Raw genomic sequence first — 15,290 nt, 5'->3', positions numbered from 1 at the left:
AGCACATCGGCGGAGGGATCGGGAGATGCGACACGGGACCAGCGGGACGAGCCCGCGCAGGGGGATGCGGGCGGGCCGTGCACGTTGCGGTGGCCGTTCCCCGACACGTGGCGGGCGAAGCCCCGCGAGCAGGCGGTCGAGCAGGGCATCGACGTGGCCACCAAGGCCGGGTGCGCCGACCCGGCGACGGCAGCGGTGTGCCTCCGGTCGAAGTCGACGGCCGAGCTGCTGTCGGCCGACGGCGGTGAGCACGGGTACGGCCCGACGTACGGCGGGGGCGTGATCCCGGACGACCCGGCACAGCGGCTGGCTGCCGGCGACACGGCCGACGTCCCGGTCCTGCACGGCACCACGCGCGACGAGCACGTCACGTTCCAGGCGGGCGTCGAGGAGGTCATGGGCCCGGTGGCGCCCGCGGACTACCGGGCCGTCATCGGCCAGTTCCTCGGGCTGGACGAGGGAGGCGCCGCGCGCGTGGCGACCGAGTACCCGATCAGCGACTACGCCGGTTCGACGGCGTGGGCGCTCGCGACGGTGCTGACCGACTGGGCCTGGGCCTGCCCGACCGCCGAGGCCGACCGCATGCTCGCCCGGCGCGGCCCGACCTACGCCTACGAGTTCGCCGACGCGGACGCCCCGTGGTTCGCCGACACACCGACCCCCGGCTACCCGACCGGCGCCTACCACGCCGGCGAGCTGCAGTACCTGTTCTCGGGCGCCTACGCGGGCGGCGCACTCCCGCCCGCCCAGCAGGAACTCTCGGACCGGATGATCGGTTACTGGACGCGGTTCGCGCACAGCGGGGACCCCAACGGCGAAGGGCTGCCCGCATGGCCGCGGTTCGGGGCGCCGGGCGAGCACGTGCAGTCGCTGGGCACGGGCCCCGGTGGCATCGGGCCGGTCGACCTCGAGGGCGAGCACCGCTGCGGGTTCTGGGCGTCGGTGACCGGGCGCAAGTGACACCCGGCCCCCGGCCTACTGCTGCATCCGGTGCGGCGTTCCCCTGACGCTGCACCAGGAGGCGAGCAGCTCGGGGCCGGTCCTGACCGGCCGGACCTTCGCCGAGGCGGTGGATCCGAACCGTTCCCGCACCGCGGCACGTGACGCCTTCTTGGCCGTGCGGATCAGATCACCGGCATCCGCGGCGGCCGACGAGCCCAGGAGGGCGACGAACGCGTGCCGGCGCATCCCGCACCTGGCCTTCCGGCGCCAACTCGGCACGAGCGTGACCTCGGCGGTGAGCGGCAGCTTGGCGGCACCGCAGATCGCCCGGGTGAGCACGGCCTCGAGGACGTGCGGGTCGGCGTCGTCCGGGACTTCGAGCCGGATGACGGCCATCACGGGATCGGTGTTCGCGGTCACCGACGGAGCCGGCGCAGCGTGAAGAACGGTTCCACGAGGCACAGTTACCCGCGGAACCATGATCAGACACAGAACTTGCCGGTTGCCGGCCGTCGGTGGCGGGTTCGACTCCCGTCTCGTGCTGTGACGATCCGAGGGGGACGGGTAACCGGCGGGCATGTGGAGGCGTGCGGTGTGGCAAGGGCTGGTGTCCGGGACCATCGGTGCGATCGTGATGACGGTGGGGGAGAAGGTCGAGCAGCGGCTCAGCGGGCGCCCTGACTCGCACGTTCCGGCACGCGTCCTCGAGCGGCTGACCGGGGCGGCCGAGCGGCCCCGCCGGCAGCCGGTGCCGGTGAACCTGGCGATGCATTTCGGGCAGGCCGCCCTGGTCGGCGTGCTGCGCAGCGTGATGGCGCAGGCGGGGCTGCGCGGGCCGGTGGCCTCGGCGATGTTCACCGTGGTGCGCCTGACGAACGACCAGATCCTGGAGAACGCCACGGGGGTGGGTGCACCACCGCCTACGTGGCCCCGGCCGGAGCTCCTCGTGGACCTGCTGCACAAGGCGGTCTACGGCTTCGCCACCGGTGCGGTCGCCGACGCTCTCGCGGCCCGGTCGGGCCCCGGTCCGGGGCAGCGGCATGCGGCGCTGCGGTCCGGTCGCGAGTCGGACGTGGGCCCGGTGGCGCGTCCGTCCGGGCTGCCGCGGCCACGACACGGCTGAACGACGTCCTAGTTGCGCGCAGAGCCGCCGTGGTTCCGATCCACGAGATCACCGACGGCCTGCGCGGAGAGGACGGTCTTGGGCAGGAAGCCGGCGGCGGGGGTGTCCGCGATCAGGTCCGCGACGTCGTCCTCGTCCATGTTGGAGATCAGGACGACGCGGGAGTGCAGGTCCGGGAACCGTTCGACCAGACGGCGGGCGAGGTCGACGCCGCTCTCGGCGCCCAGGTTGATGTCGACGAGCACGATGTCGGGTTGCAGCTCTTCGACCCGCTGCAACGCCTCCCCGTGGTTGGTCGCGGTGGCCACGACGTCCAATCCGCCGCGGATGAGGTGTTTGGTGGCGACCGATAGGAACTGCTCGGAGTCGTCCACGATCATGCACCGACTCACCTGCCCAGAATGGCGGGCCGACGGCCGGATCACAAACGGGAATTCAGTGGTGGGGGCGCCCCGCCGCTGGAGGGGGTAGCGGCGGGGCGCCGTTCAGACGGGCGCGGATTTGGTCGCGCCTACCACCACGGGAAACTCGGCGAGCGACGCCGAGACGTTAGCGGCGGTCCGGAACCAGCCCGGGCCATCGCCTGGCCACCCCGCTACGCCTGATCGTCGAAGCGGGCACGTGCTCGTTCCACCTCGGGCAGCGTCTCCGCGGTCCAGTGCAGGAGCGCGTCGATGAGGTCCTGCAGCGACTTCCCCAGCGGGGCGATGCGGTACTCGACGGCGACGGGTCGGGTGCTCGTGACGACGCGCTCGACCATCCCGTTGCGTTCGAGGCGCCGGAGTGCCGCCGTGAGCGACTTCTGCGTCACGACGGGGATCTCCCGGCGCAGGTCGTTGAAGCGCAACGGCCGCCCGCACAGTGCGTCGAGGATCTGGAGCGACCACTTGTCGAGCACCTGGTCGAGCAGCTCGCGGTGGTGCTCGGTGAGCTGGGGGCTGGCGGGAGCGGTTTCGGCCATGACACCTAGTCTCGTTGAAGTTCCCTTCGGACACCAGGTAGACATCGGATACCTGATCGAGTCGAAGGGATGACCAATGGCAGTGCAGTTGCTGACCCCCGAGGGCATGTTCGCGCCGGTTCCGTACCACCACGTCTCCGTCGGCACGGGCACTCGCCAGGTGCACGTGGCCGGTCAGATCGCGCGGGACGCCGAGGGGAACCCGGTCGCGACCGGTGACCTCGCCGGCCAGCTCGCGCACGCGCTGCGCAGCACCGCGCGCGGCCTCGCAGGCGCCGGAGCGAGCTTCGCCGACGTCGTGCGCCTGCGGTTCTTCGTCACGAACTGGAGCCCGGACAAGTACGACGACTTCGTCGAGGGGATCGCGCGCGTCGTCGACGAGCTCGGGATCCCGCAGCCGTTGCCGCCCTTGTCGGCGATCGGCGTGGACTACCTGTTCGAGCCGGACGTGCTCGTCGAGGTCGAGGCGATCGCCGTCCTCGACTGACGCAGGCAGGGCCCCCGCAGTGGCGTCGGGAGCGTTCGGGGGAAGGTGTGCTCATGACGATGAGCAGTTACGACGTCATCAGCCCCGTGGACGAGAAGGTGCTGACGACCGTCGAGTTCTGCGGGCGCGAGGAGGTGGACGCGCACGTCGCGCGTGCCCACCGGGCGTTCGGGCGGTGGCGCGACGTCGCGCCGGGGGAGCGGGCCCGGCTCCTGCGCCGCTTCGCGGAGGCCGTGGACGCCGACATCGAGCACCTCGCCCGGCTGGAGGTGCGCAACTCCGGCCACACGATCGGCAACGCGCGGTGGGAGGCGGGCAACGTCCGCGACGTCCTCGCCTACTACTCCGCGGCGCCGGAGCGCCTGACCGGCAGGCAGATCCCCGTTCCCGGCGGGGTGGACATCACCTTCCAGGAACCGCTCGGTGTCGTCGCGGTGATCGTGCCGTGGAACTTCCCGATGCCGGTCGCCGCGTGGGGGTTCGCGCCCGCGCTGGCGGCGGGCAACACGGTCGTGCTCAAGCCTGCCGAGTACACGCCCCTCACCGCGCTGCGGTTGCAGGAGCTGGCCGCCGAGGCCGGGCTGCCCGAGGACGTGCTGCAGGTCGTGCCGGGCACGGGCGGCGAGGCGGGCGAGCACCTGGTGACCCACCCGCTGGTGCGCAAGGTCGTGTTCACCGGCTCGACCGCGGTCGGCAAGCGGATCATGCGCCACTGCGCGGACCAGGTGAAGTCGCTGACGCTCGAGCTGGGCGGGAAGAACGCGAACATCGTCTTCGCCGACGCCGACCTCGAACGCGCCGCCGCCACGGCTCCGGGCTCCGCGTTCGACAACGCGGGGCAGGACTGCTGCTCACGGTCGCGCGTGCTCGTCCAACGCAGCGTCCTCGACCGGTTCATGGAGCTGCTCGAACCCGCGGTGAAGGGCTATGCGGTCGGCGACCCGGCCGACGAGTCGACCTCGATGGGACCGCTGATCTCCGCGGCGCACCGGGAAAAGGTCTCCTCGTACGTCGACGACACCGCCTCCGTCGCGTTCCGCGGTTCCGCACCGAGCGGCCCCGGCTACTGGTTCCCGCCGACGGTGCTCGCGCCCGTCACCCGGGACGCGCGGCAGTGGCGGGAGGAGATCTTCGGTCCCGTCATCGCCGTCATGGCATTCGAGGACGAGGCCGAGGCCGTCGCGCTCGCGAACGACACCGAGTACGGGCTGTCCGGGTCGCTGTGGACCCGCGACATCGGCCGGGCGCTACGCGTCTGCCGCGCCTGGGAGAGCGGCAACCTCTCGGTCAACTCGCACTCCTCGGTGCGGTACTGGACGCCGTTCGGCGGCTTCAAGCAGTCGGGGCTGGGACGCGAGCTCGGCCCGGACGCGGTCAGCGCCTTCACCGAGACGAAGAACGTCTTCATCTCGACGGAGGAGTGAGCGCCGCTCCGTCAGCGGGGAAGGTCGAACCCGTCGTGCGGCGGGTCACCCGCGGGTGGGGGAACGTGCTGCGGGGGCTCCCGGTCCGGTGCGGCCTGGTGGTCCGGTGCGCCCTGGTACCCGTGGGCGCCCAGCCGCGCCCCTTCGCGCCGGGTGCGCTCGGCGAGAACCGCCGCGAGGAGGTGCTCGGCGGGGGTGCCGATGGGCGGTGGTGGGCTGACGTGCGCCGCGACCTCACCGGCGAGCCGCATGCCGAGCTGGGCACGGGCCTGCGGGTCGAGGTCGCGGGTGCGGTGCAGGAACTGCCGCGCCGACAGCGCCAGCGCGTCGGGCAGCTGCGACAGGGCGACGGACGCCGCCCACGCGGCCAGCGCGGGGGGCACCAGCACCTCGGAAGGGCGGACCTCGGGCACCCGCTCCCGCACCACGACGGTGCCGGCGAGGCGGTCCCCGACGCGCTGGCCCTTCTCCGAGAGCAGTGAGGAGATGAGCCCCACCGCGCCGGTGAACGCGCTGAACACCCCGAAGTCCAGGACGAACCCGGCGAGTCCTCTGGACAGCGCGTGGCGGAACCGGATCGGGCCGCCGTCGTCGCGGACCACCCTCAGCCCGAGCGCCATCTTCCCCAGCGACCGGCCCCTGGTCAGGGTTTCGAGGGTGACCGGGTAGACGACGAACACGACGATCGTGACGACCAGGCCGATGGCGGCGGCCAGCGCGGGGTCGGTGGGGTATAGGGCGCCCGTGACGGCGGCCAGCCCGAGCACCAGCAGGAACGCCAGCACCATCACCGCGAGATCGATGGCGAGTGCCACCGCCCGGCTGGCGAGCCGGGCGAGCCGCAGCTCGAGGACGACGGCGTCCCCGGTGATCATCTCGCTCATCTCGATATTGTGCCGGTCCGGGGACCAGGAGGACCAGCGTGGACGTCGACGCGTATGCCGCAGCCCATCGCGGCGAATGGCAGCGGCTGGAGCTGCTGCTGAAGCGCAACCGGCTGTCCGGGCCGGAGGCGGACGAGCTGGTCGCCCTCTACCAGCGGGTGGCGACGCACCTGTCGGTGATCCGATCCTCCTCGCCGGACCCGGCGCTGGTGGGCCGGCTCTCCGCACTGGTCGCGCGCGCCCGCTCGGCGGTCACCGGTACGCACACCCCGGCGTGGCGCGACGCCGCCCGGTTCCTCACCGTCGGCTTCCCGGCGGCCGTCCACGCCAGCAGGTACTGGTCGGCGGGCGCGGCCGCGGTGAGCCTCGGCGTGGCCTGGCTGATCGCCACGTGGGTGGCGGGCAGCCCGGAGGTGCAGGGGGCGATCGCGGCGCCCGAGGAGATCCGCAGGCTGGTCGAGGAGGACTTCGAGGCGTACTACTCGTCGGCGCCCGCCGGTTCGTTCGCGGCGCAGGTGTGGACGAACAACGCGTGGGTGGCGGCCGTGTGCCTCGTGTCGGGCATCCTCATCGTGCCCGTCCTCTACGTGCTGTGGGCCAACGTCCTCAACCTCGGCATCGCGGCCGGCCTGATGGCGTCGGCCGGCCGGCTCGACCTCTTCTTCGGCCTGATCACGCCGCACGGGCTGCTGGAGCTCACCGCGGTGTTCGTGGCGGCCGGCGCCGGCCTGCGGCTGGGCTGGACGGTTGTCGACCCCGGTCCGCTGCCCCGGGTGCAGGCCGTCGCCGCCTGCGGGCGGGCGACGGTGGGGATGGCGCTCGGACTCACCGCCGTCCTGCTCGTGTCCGGCGTGATCGAGGCGTTCGTCACCCCGTCCGGGCTGCCGACGTGGGCCCGGGTGGGCATCGGCGGGCTCGCGGAGCTGGCGTTCCTCGCCTACGTCGCCGTGCTGGGGCGGCGCGCGGTACGGGCAGGCGAGACCGGGGACGTCCGGGTCCGCGAGGCGGGCGACCACGCCCCGACCGCGGGCTGACCGGTCCCTACAGGCGCCCGGCCGCCTTGAGGGACAGGTAGGCGTCGGCGACGGCGGGCGCGAGCCGTTCGGGGGTCGCGTCGACCACGACCACCCCGAGCCGGTCCAGCAGCCGCGCCACGCCCCGGCGCTCGGCGCGGGCCCGCTCCGCGGCCGCGGCCTCGTACACCGCGTCTGACGTGCCCCGGCCCGCCGCCATCTCCGCGACCCGCGGGTCGGCCACCGCCGCCACGACGACCTGGTGCCGCTGGGAGAGCAACGGCAGGCCGGGCAGCAGGCCCTCCTCGACCGCCGCGACGTCCAGCCCGGTGAACAGCACGACGAGCGACCGCCGCGCGGTCCGGGCCAGCACCGCGGAGACCATGCCGCGCACGTCGGTCTCGACCAGCTCGGGCTCGAGGGGTGCCATCGCGGCGACGAGCGCGGGCAGCAGCTCCGTCGCCCCGGCCCCGGCGACGGCGGCGCGCACCGTGCGGTCGTAGGCGAGGAGGTCGACGCGGTCACCGGCCCGGGAGGCGAGCACACCGAGCAGCAGCGCCGCGTCCATGGCCGCGTCGAGCCGCGGCGCGTCGCCCACCCGGCCGGCCGCGGTGCGCCCGGTGTCCAGGACGAGGAGCAGGTGCCGATCCCGCTCCGGGCGCCAGGTGCGGACCATCACGTCGGCCGCCCTGGCCGTCGCTCGCCAGTCGATGGAGCGGACGTCGTCGCCGATGACGTACTCCCGCAGCGAGTCGAACTCGGTGCCCTGCCCGCGCCCGAGCACCGCGATGCGGCCGTCCAGCTCCCGCAGCCGGGCCAGCCGGGACGGCAGGTGCCTGCGCGACGTGAACGGCGGCAGGGCGCGGATCGTCCACGCGACCTCGTGCGCGCCCTGGCGGGCCGCCAGCCCGAGCGGGCCGAACGATCGCACCGTCACGCGGGAGGCGCGGCGGTCGCCCCGGCGGGTGGGCCGCACCGTCACGGCGAGGCGGCGCCGTTCCCCGGCCGGGACGACCAGGCGGTGGCGCACCGGGGTCGCGCCGGCACTGGGCGGCCACGCGTCGCGCACGACGGCGCGCAGCGTCCGCGACCCGGGGTTGTGCACGACCAGCTCGACACGCGCCGTGCCTCCGAGACGTACGGCCGTGTCACCGGACCGCGCGAGCACCAGCCCGCGCACGCTCCCGGCGAGGGCGAGGTCGGCGAGCACCCCGGCGAGCAGGGCGCCCCCGACCGCGGCGAGCCCCCACGCGCTGGGGAGCAGCAGCCCGACGACGAGCGCGCCGAGCGCGGCGAGCAGGACGGTCCGTCCCGTGAGCGCCACGGTGGCGGCCTCAGCGCGGCACGGGGACGGCCGCGAGCACCCCGTCGAGGACGCCGTCGGCGGTGACGCCGTCGAGCTCGGCCTCGGGGCGCAGCCGCAGCCGGTGCCGCAGCGCGGGCGGTGCGAGCGCCTTGACGTCGTCGGGCGTGACGTAGTCCCGCCCGGACAGCCATGCCCATGCCCGGCTCGCGGCGAGCAGGGCGGTTGCGCCGCGCGGGGAGACCCCCAGCGACACCGCGGGCGCCGAGCGGGTGGCGCGGCACACGTCGACGACGTACCCGAGGACCTCGGGACGCACCGTCACCCGCTCCACGGCCGCGCGGGCCGCGTCGAGGTCGGCCGGCCCCGCCACCGGCCGCACCCCGGCCGCGTCGAGGTCGCCCGGGTCGAAACCGGCCGCGTGCCGGGCGAGCACGGCGACCTCGTCGTCCCGTTCCGGCACCGCGACGGACAGCTTGAGCTGGAACCGGTCCAGCTGCGCCTCGGGGAGCGGGTACGTGCCCTCGTACTCCACCGGGTTCTGGGTGGCGACCACCACGAACGGCTCCGGCAGCGCCCGCGCCACGCCGTCGACCGACACCTGGCGCTCCTCCATCGCCTCCAGCAACGAGGCCTGGGTCTTGGGCGGCGTGCGGTTGATCTCGTCGGCGATCAGCAGGTTGGTGAACACCGGTCCCGGGCGGAAGGAGAACTCGGCGCTGTGGGCGTCGTAGACCAGGGAACCGGTGATGTCGCCCGGCATCAGGTCGGGGGTGAACTGCACGCGCTTGCTCTCCAGCGCGAGGCTGCGCGCCAGCGCGCGGACGAGCAGCGTCTTCGCGACGCCGGGGACGCCCTCGAGGAGCACGTGCCGGCGGCAGAGCAGGGCGACGACCAGGCCGCTGACGGCCGCGTGCTGCCCGACGACGGCCTTGGCGACCTCCTGCCGCAGCGCGTGCAGCGCTTCCCGGGCGCGGGCGGCCGCAGCGTCCGGGCCGCCGGCGGGGGCGGGGGACCGGGTGAGGTCCTGCGTCACGACAGGCGTACCTCCCTCTCCACGCGATCGAGCTCATCGGCCAGTGCGACCAGCCCGGCGTCGTCCGCGGGCGCCGCACCGTACAACAGCGCGGCCACCGCGCCCGCCGGCCGCCCGGTCCGGGCGGCGACCGCCTCGGCCGTCGCGGCGGGATCCGCGCCTTGCGGCAGCCCGAGGACCGGCTCCAGCCGGGCTCGGCAGGCCTCGCGCAGCACCAGCGCGGCGTGCTCCCGGGCGTCGGCCCGGCGGTAGAGGCGGGCGCGGCCCTCGACCGCCTCCGCGGACCGCACCACGACGGGGAGCGGCTCGGTGACGACCGGTCCGAGCCGCCGGCCCCGCCACACCACGGCCAGCACCGCCGCCACCCCCAGCTGCAGGGCGGCCCACACCCAGCCGGGGTCCACGAGCTCGCCCAGCGAGCGCTCCTCACCCGCGGCCGGGCCTTCCGGCCGGGGGAGGAACCACATGAGCCGCGGGTTCGCGCCGAGCAGCGCCAGCGCGAGCGAGGCGTTGCCCTCGCGCGCCAGCGCGCCGTTCTGGAGGATGCCCGGCGCGCCGACCAGCGTGACGGTCCGGTTCCCGGTGACCCGCAGCAGCGCCGCCCCTCCCTCGGAGGGGTAGCAGCCGACGGCGCCAGCGGCGCGGTACAGCTCCCCGCCCAGCTCGACCGGGCCGGCCGCGCGCGCCTCGGCCAGGTCGCACGCAGGCTCCCGGACGTCCACCGGTTCGTTCACCGCCGTGATCGCGGCCGTCGGGGCGAGCGCCGCGAGCAGCTCCCGGCCGGGGGCGACGACGACCAGATCCGCCCGCGTGTCCCGCAGGGCCGCCAGCTGGGTCTGGGTGAGCCACCCGCCCAACGGGACGAGCACGGTGGTGTCCGAACCGGCCGCCGCGACCTCCGCCGCGGTACCCGCGACGTCGACCGCGACCCCCTGGCCGCGCAGCAGCTCGGCCACCGCGCGGCTGCCGTTCGGGTCGGCCGAGCCCGGGTCGAGCCACCCCGGCTTCGTGGGCCCTGCGAGCAGGGCGAGCAGCAGCCCGGCGAGCACGACGACGAGACCGATCACGATCGGGGCGCGCACCGCCCGCCACCGCACCCCCCGATCGGCGACGACGCCGGTCACCGCACCGCCCCGGCCGGCACGCCCGGCCGCGCGCGCCGCACCGCCTCGTCGACGGCGCGCAGCTGCGCGTCCATCGCCTCGGTGGCCGGTACCCCGCCGTACCAGACGTCGTCGAACGTGCGCGCCGCCGCCCGGAGCTGCTCGGCGCACGCCGGGAGGGCGCGCCCACCGTCGGCAGCGGCCTCGTCGGCGGTGCGCCCGGGACGGGGGTCGAGCAGGTCGCGCTCCTCGAGGTCCCGCACCACGGCGCGGAGCCGTTCGCGCACGGCTTCGGCCCACTCGCCGCGGGCGGCGTGCGAGTCCGCGCTGCGGCGGTGGTGCTCGGCCGGTACCGGCTTCGCGTCGAACAGACCGTGGTCGCCCGCGACGGTCCGCCCGATCCGGCCGATCCGCAGCCGCACGGCCAGCACCCCGAGCGCCAGGAGCAGTACCAGCACCACCAGGCCGACGTGGCCACCCGGCGCGTGCTGCGCCGCCCCGTCCAGCAGGTCACCGATCCGTTCCAGCAGCCACGCCACTGCGCGGACCAGCGGCGAGGGCTGAGCCGCGGCGTACTCCGGCTTCGCGAGCTCCTGCTCCGCGGCCTGCCGCGCTTCGTCGCGGCCCAGGTCGACGGGGAGGTCCCCGCTGCGGATCATCCCTGCTGGGCCGTGCGGGCCAGTTCGATGTCGAGCCCCTCCCGCCGGATCCGCTGGTCGAAGTACAGCAGGCCGGTGATCCCCGCGCTGAACGGCGCCGTCACGGTCGTCGCCACGATCGTGCCGACGCTGGTGATCAGGAGACCGACGATGCTCACCCCGGCGATGGGGTCGCTCATCGGGTCGGCGGCGAAGCTGAACGGCAGCGAGAGGATGGCCCCGATGATCACCGCGATGATGCCGCCGAGCAGGCTGATCCCGAAGACGCGCCACCACTGCTTCCGGACGAGCTGGAAGGACCGGCGCATCGCGGCCGTCACCCCGACGCCTTCGAGCACGTAGGCCGGGGCGGCCAGTGCCCAGGAGACCCCGAGGAACAGCGCGACCGCCCATGAGAGGAGCACGAACAGCACCCCGACGAGCACGACGACCGCCGCGTTGGCCTGCATGACCGCGAGGACCACCAGCGGGACGACACCGACCCCGGCGACGAGCACGAGCAGCAGTGCGATCAGGAGCGTGAGCCCGACGAGGCCGGGGATGCGGCTCCGCACGGCCGCCCACGCCGCCCCGATCGACATCTTGTGCCCCAGCACCGCCTGGCTGAGCACCGCGATCAGCATCCCGCTCAGGACCGTGATCGCGACGAAGGACACGAGCGCGCCGACCGCGCTGCCGGCCACCGAGCCGACGAGCACACCGGCGATCGCCGTGGGATCGGCGGGGTCCCCGGGAGCCGCCGTCAGCCCGGCGAGCTGGCCCAGGGCGAAGATGCCGAGCGGCACCTCGACCAGCTGCGTGATGGTGACGACGATCGCGGCCAGCCCGAGCGTGGCCACGGGATTCGCGCGGATGTAGGCGATCGCGCCGTCCAGGATCTCGCCGACCCCGAGCGGGCGGAGCGGGATCACGCCCGGCTTCGGCGCGACCGCCCCCGGTCCCGGCGGCGTCCCCGGCCCGCCCGGCGCTCCTGGGTACTGGGCTCCTGGGTACTGGGCTCCCGGGTACTGGCCTCCGGGATACGGCGATCCCGGCTGCTGGTACCCGGGGTTCTGGTACCCGGGATTCTGGGGCGCGCCCGGCGGCGGCGTGCCTTGCGGCGGATACGGCGCCCCGGGTTGGTTTGCTCCGGGCGCGGCCCAGTTCTGCGGATCTGTCATCGTGACTCCCCCCACGTCATGAATTAGCCCCGGGAGCATGGCAGGTCCGGGGGCGCGCCGGGGGCGTTCGGGCTGTTACGAATCGGGCTCGGCTAGGACAGCACGCGGATCTGGAACGGGTAGTCGTAGGGCCGGTTGTCGGACGCGCGGATAGCGCCCTTGATGTGGCACCACGCGGACACCAGGAACAGCACGACGATCAGCGGGATGCCGATGAGCGCCCCGACGACGGTGAGGATCAGCAGCCAGCTGATCAGGAAGAGCACCCAGAAGCTGAGGTTGAAGTTGAACGCGCCCGCGGCCGCCCGGCGGGCGAACGGGTCGTTCTTCATCGCCAGCCACACGAGCAACGGCCCGAGCAGGCTGAGCGATCCGGCGCTCAGCAGCGCCGCGATCGGGGCGGACAGGTGGGCGAGGATCGCCCCGGCCCGGCTGCCCGCCGAGGGTGCCGGGACCGGCGTGGTGTCGGCATCGCGCTGGTAGGGCTCGTAAGGCTCGTACGGCGACGACATGGGGTCCTCTCCTTCGCCGGCGGTCTCGGCCTGTCGACGACCGGGCCCGAGGTGTGGTGCCTGCGCCCGGGTGACGATACGGGCGAAGCGCCGCCTCGGGGGCCCGTCAGGCGACGAGCGCGGGCAGCGGAACGTGCACGAGCGCGCACGCGGCCCGCAGCAGCTCCGCCTCCTGGGTGGTGAGCTTGCCGTCGTCCAGCACGGCGGCCACCATCGCCTCCACGAGCAGCCGCTTCTCGAGGCGGGCCAGCCCGTCGAGTGCTGGCCAGCACGCGTCGAGCCGGCGCCAGCTGCCGCCCGCCGGCATGTCGGGCACCGGGGCGCCGGTCCGGAGATGGGCGAACGCACCGGAGAACGCCTGCCGGGCCGCGACCGGGTCGGGGTTGCCCGCCGTGGCCAGCGCCGCCAGCACCGTGACGATCTCGTCCGTCGCCCGGCGCACCGTGGTGCTGCCCGGTCGGCTGCGGGACGCGGGGTCGGCCGCGTCCTGCACGGTGGTGCGCACCGTGCGCGTGAGGCAGTACTCGAACAGCGAGACCGCACCGTCGGCGAGAGCGAGGTCGTCGAGCGCGGCCAGGAGCGCCTGCTGCTCGTGGTCGGGACGGCCGGTGAGCTGCGGTGACGCGAGGCTCACCACCGGGAGCCGCAGATGCCGGGGGAGGGCGGCGAGCTCGGCGGCGAGCGCGTCGACCGACCGTGCCGTCGCGTTGCCCAGCCGCTCCTGCACGGCGACGAGCTGGGTGGCGCGCAGGCCCGGCTCGCCGGACACGAACATCGCCAGCACCACCGCGGCGGCGGTGCTCGGCTGCATGGCGAGCTGGTGGATGTGCGGCGGGATCTGGGCGTTGAGGGCAGCGCCGTGGTCGAGGTCGTCCGGGCCGATGGTGGCGGCGCGGCCGCTCACCTGTGCAGGCGTGACCGCGACCGGCGCGCGAACCCCGGGGGCGAGGCCGGACGTGGCGTCCCCGGCCATGCCGTGCGGGAGCTCGTCGTGCCAGCGTTCCCGCAGCGTCTCGAGGTCGGCCTCGCGGAAGGTGGGGTCGAGCGCGACGATCCGCTCGTGGATCGGCGGGTGGGTGGAGAAGAGCCTGCTGAACCGGCGGCCCTCACCGAACAGCAGGTGGCTGACCTCCTTCGCGCTGCGCTCGTCGGCCAGCCTGGAGCCCGCCGGCATGCCGGCGATCTTCTTCAGGGCCCCGGCCAGCCCGGCGGGCTGACGGGTGAACTGCACGGCGGACGCGTCCGCGAGCCACTCCCGCTGCCGGCTCACCGCGGCCTTGATGAGCCCGGCGAAGAACTGGCCGACGAAACCGACCACGGTCGCGGCGAGCGCGATGGCGACGACCGGTGGGATGCCCTTGCGGTCGGAACCCCGGCCGCTGAGCGCGAGGATCCGCGACCCGATCAGGCCGAGCAACATGATCCCGTGGAGCAGGCCGATCAGCCGGATGCCCAGGCGCATGTCCCCGTTGAGGACGTGGCTGAACTCGTGGCCGATCACGCCCTGCAGCTCGTCGCGGGTGAGCCGGGAGAGCGCGCCCCCGGTGACAGTGATCGCGGCGTCGGCGGGGGTGAACCCCGCCGCGAACGCGTTGATCCCCTCCTCCAGCGGCAGCACGAACAGGCGGGGCATCGGCACGCCCGACGCGATCGACATCTCCTCGACCACGTTCACGAACCTGCGCAGCGCCGGGTCGGTGGTCGTCGGGTCGACGGGCACCGCGCCGACCGACGCCGCGACGGCCGCCCCGCCCTTCCGCAGCGAGAACGTCTTCCCGATCATGCCGCCGGCGATCACCAGCAGGGTGCAGGCCGAGACCACGACGAGCACCCCGACGACGTTGCCACGCCCCTGCATCGCGAGGACGGCGATCACGTCGATGACCGCGACGGACGCCAGCACCGCGAGGACGAACAGCACCACCAGCTTGACCGAGGTGCCGCGGGCCGTGCGTTGCCGCTCGAAGAAGTCCACCCGCTGTGCCCGGGTCAGAACTGGACCTTCGGCGCGTCCCGCATCTCGGGCCGCTCCGGCGGGATGCCGAGCGGGGCGGCCGGGGTGAAGCCGAACATGCCGGCGTAGACACTGGTGGGGAAGGTCTCGCGGCGGTTGTTGTAGGACATGACGGCGTCGTTGTACGCCTGCCGGGCGAACGCGACCTTGTTCTCCGTGGAAGTCAGTTCCTCCGACAGCTGCGCCATGTTCTGGTTCGCCTTGAGGTCCGGGTAGGACTCGGCCAGCGCGATCAGCCGGCCGAGGGCCGCGTTGAGCGCGCCCTGACCGGCCTCCAGCTGCTGCATCGCCGCGGGGTCGCCGGGGCTGGCCTGTGCCGCCGACAGACCCGACAGGGCGGCGCCCCGCGCGGCGACCACCGCTTCGAGGGTCTCCCGCTCGTGCGCCATGTAGGCCTTCGCCGTCTCGACCAGGTTCGGCACCAGGTCGAAGCGCCGTTGCAGCTGCACGTCGATCTGGGCGAACGCGTTCTTGATCGCATTGCGCGCCCTGACCAGCCCGTTGTAGCCGCCGATCACCAGGATCGCGAGGCCGAGCACGACCACGGCGATCACGACACCGACGATGGTTCCCATTCCGTCCCCCCACGCAACTCCGACCACTGCAGACGTCCCGCGATCATCCTGCCCCGGCCGGCGGGGAGGGCTCCCCGGGTGGCCCGCGGGGCTC

Annotated in this window: 17 protein-coding genes; 5 read left to right on the top strand and 12 right to left on the bottom strand. The window is 74.2% G+C overall.

The window, feature by feature from the left end:
• The first annotated feature begins 84 nt into the window (after window positions 1–84).
• Window positions 85–960 (top strand): carboxylesterase family protein, encoded by an 876-nt coding sequence (locus FB388_RS18445; RefSeq protein ID WP_142103454.1) that lies wholly within the window; start codon window positions 85–87, stop codon window positions 958–960.
• A gap of 15 nt (window positions 961–975) precedes the next feature.
• Here the strand turns inward: FB388_RS18445 and FB388_RS18440 are convergent, their stop codons facing one another.
• A complete protein-coding gene (locus tag FB388_RS18440; RefSeq protein ID WP_142103453.1) occupies window positions 976–1,362 on the bottom strand; it encodes a hypothetical protein in 387 nt (128 codons plus the stop codon).
• Window positions 1,363–1,519: 157 nt separating this feature from the next.
• On the opposite strand from FB388_RS18440, the gene FB388_RS18435 reads away from it, so the two are divergent.
• Window positions 1,520–2,065: a hypothetical protein gene (locus FB388_RS18435; protein WP_142103452.1), complete on the top strand. Its 546-nt coding sequence runs from the start codon at window positions 1,520–1,522 to the stop codon at window positions 2,063–2,065.
• A gap of 8 nt (window positions 2,066–2,073) precedes the next feature.
• On the opposite strand, the gene FB388_RS18430 is transcribed toward FB388_RS18435, so the two are convergent.
• On the bottom strand, window positions 2,074–2,445 hold the full coding sequence (locus FB388_RS18430; protein ID WP_142103451.1) for a response regulator transcription factor: 372 nt from the start codon (window positions 2,443–2,445) through the stop codon (window positions 2,074–2,076).
• A gap of 215 nt (window positions 2,446–2,660) precedes the next feature.
• Window positions 2,661–3,026: a winged helix-turn-helix transcriptional regulator gene (locus tag FB388_RS18425; protein WP_142103450.1), complete on the bottom strand. Its 366-nt coding sequence runs from the start codon at window positions 3,024–3,026 to the stop codon at window positions 2,661–2,663.
• A 76-nt stretch (window positions 3,027–3,102) separates the two neighbouring features.
• Between FB388_RS18425 and FB388_RS18420 the strand changes: the two genes are divergently transcribed.
• The gene (locus FB388_RS18420) at window positions 3,103–3,513 is read left to right on the top strand and encodes a RidA family protein (protein WP_142103449.1); all 411 of its coding nucleotides are present in this window, start codon (window positions 3,103–3,105) and stop codon (window positions 3,511–3,513) included.
• Between the two features lie 59 nt (window positions 3,514–3,572).
• Window positions 3,573–4,937 carry an aldehyde dehydrogenase family protein gene (locus FB388_RS18415; RefSeq protein WP_170225912.1) on the top strand — a complete coding sequence of 455 codons (1,365 nt, stop codon included), beginning with the start codon at window positions 3,573–3,575 and terminating at the stop codon, window positions 4,935–4,937.
• 11 nt (window positions 4,938–4,948) lie between these two features.
• Here FB388_RS18415 and FB388_RS18410 read toward each other — a convergent pair whose 3' ends face one another.
• Entirely contained in the window at window positions 4,949–5,821 is an 873-nt protein-coding gene (locus FB388_RS18410) for an RDD family protein (protein WP_142103447.1), read from the bottom strand.
• Window positions 5,822–5,859: 38 nt separating this feature from the next.
• Here FB388_RS18410 and FB388_RS18405 point away from each other — a divergent pair, with 38 nt between their 5' ends.
• Window positions 5,860–6,855, top strand: coding sequence for a stage II sporulation protein M (locus FB388_RS18405; RefSeq protein WP_142103446.1), 996 nt, complete (start codon window positions 5,860–5,862; stop codon window positions 6,853–6,855).
• A gap of 7 nt (window positions 6,856–6,862) precedes the next feature.
• Here FB388_RS18405 and FB388_RS18400 read toward each other — a convergent pair whose 3' ends face one another.
• The 8 genes from FB388_RS18400 to FB388_RS18365 all read right to left on the bottom strand — a co-directional run bounded on the left by FB388_RS18400 (window position 6,863) and on the right by FB388_RS18365 (window position 15,196).
• A complete protein-coding gene (locus FB388_RS18400; RefSeq protein WP_142103445.1) occupies window positions 6,863–8,158 on the bottom strand; it encodes a DUF58 domain-containing protein in 1,296 nt (431 codons plus the stop codon).
• A gap of 10 nt (window positions 8,159–8,168) precedes the next feature.
• Window positions 8,169–9,098 carry an AAA family ATPase gene (locus tag FB388_RS18395; protein WP_246122580.1) on the bottom strand — a complete coding sequence of 310 codons (930 nt, stop codon included), beginning with the start codon at window positions 9,096–9,098 and terminating at the stop codon, window positions 8,169–8,171.
• Window positions 9,099–9,169: 71 nt separating this feature from the next.
• Window positions 9,170–10,297 (bottom strand): DUF4350 domain-containing protein, encoded by a 1,128-nt coding sequence (locus FB388_RS18390; protein WP_142103443.1) that lies wholly within the window; start codon window positions 10,295–10,297, stop codon window positions 9,170–9,172.
• Complete coding sequence (locus tag FB388_RS18385) at window positions 10,294–10,935, bottom strand: DUF4129 domain-containing protein (protein ID WP_142103442.1); 642 nt, start codon at window positions 10,933–10,935, stop codon at window positions 10,294–10,296. Before FB388_RS18385 ends, FB388_RS18390 begins: the two co-directional genes overlap by 4 nt.
• Window positions 10,932–11,846, bottom strand: a complete 915-nt coding sequence (locus FB388_RS18380; protein WP_142103441.1) for a DUF7847 domain-containing protein — start codon at window positions 11,844–11,846, stop codon at window positions 10,932–10,934. The genes FB388_RS18385 and FB388_RS18380 overlap by 4 nt, the downstream gene beginning before the upstream one ends.
• A 341-nt stretch (window positions 11,847–12,187) precedes the next feature.
• Complete coding sequence (locus tag FB388_RS18375) at window positions 12,188–12,607, bottom strand: DUF4870 domain-containing protein (protein ID WP_142103440.1); 420 nt, start codon at window positions 12,605–12,607, stop codon at window positions 12,188–12,190.
• A gap of 106 nt (window positions 12,608–12,713) precedes the next feature.
• A complete protein-coding gene (locus FB388_RS18370) occupies window positions 12,714–14,582 on the bottom strand; it encodes a M48 family metallopeptidase (RefSeq protein ID WP_142103439.1) in 1,869 nt (622 codons plus the stop codon).
• 14 nt (window positions 14,583–14,596) lie between these two features.
• Entirely contained in the window at window positions 14,597–15,196 is a 600-nt protein-coding gene (locus FB388_RS18365; protein WP_142103438.1) for a LemA family protein, read from the bottom strand.
• Between the last annotated feature and the right edge of the window lie 94 nt (window positions 15,197–15,290).

It is taken from the genome of Pseudonocardia cypriaca, assembly GCF_006717045.1.
Taxonomy (GTDB): domain Bacteria; phylum Actinomycetota; class Actinomycetes; order Mycobacteriales; family Pseudonocardiaceae; genus Pseudonocardia; species Pseudonocardia cypriaca.
Note: the sequence above shows the minus strand (reverse complement) of the source record. Positions and strands in the feature narration are given on the sequence as shown.

Excerpts from the sequence above, each read along its gene's own strand:
- FB388_RS18410 (WP_142103447.1), bottom strand. The coding sequence starts at position 5,821 with ATGAGCGAGATGATCACCGGGGACGCCGTCGTCCTCGAGCTGCGGCTC.
- FB388_RS18415 (WP_170225912.1), top strand. The coding sequence starts at position 3,573 with ATGAGCAGTTACGACGTCATCAGCCCCGTGGACGAGAAGGTGCTGACG.
- FB388_RS18375 (WP_142103440.1), bottom strand. The coding sequence starts at position 12,607 with ATGTCGTCGCCGTACGAGCCTTACGAGCCCTACCAGCGCGATGCCGAC.
- FB388_RS18425 (WP_142103450.1), bottom strand. The coding sequence starts at position 3,026 with ATGGCCGAAACCGCTCCCGCCAGCCCCCAGCTCACCGAGCACCACCGC.
- FB388_RS18365 (WP_142103438.1), bottom strand. The coding sequence starts at position 15,196 with ATGGGAACCATCGTCGGTGTCGTGATCGCCGTGGTCGTGCTCGGCCTC.
- FB388_RS18430 (WP_142103451.1), bottom strand. The coding sequence starts at position 2,445 with ATGATCGTGGACGACTCCGAGCAGTTCCTATCGGTCGCCACCAAACAC.
- FB388_RS18385 (WP_142103442.1), bottom strand. The coding sequence starts at position 10,935 with ATGATCCGCAGCGGGGACCTCCCCGTCGACCTGGGCCGCGACGAAGCG.
- FB388_RS18435 (WP_142103452.1), top strand. The coding sequence starts at position 1,520 with ATGTGGAGGCGTGCGGTGTGGCAAGGGCTGGTGTCCGGGACCATCGGT.
- FB388_RS18420 (WP_142103449.1), top strand. The coding sequence starts at position 3,103 with ATGGCAGTGCAGTTGCTGACCCCCGAGGGCATGTTCGCGCCGGTTCCG.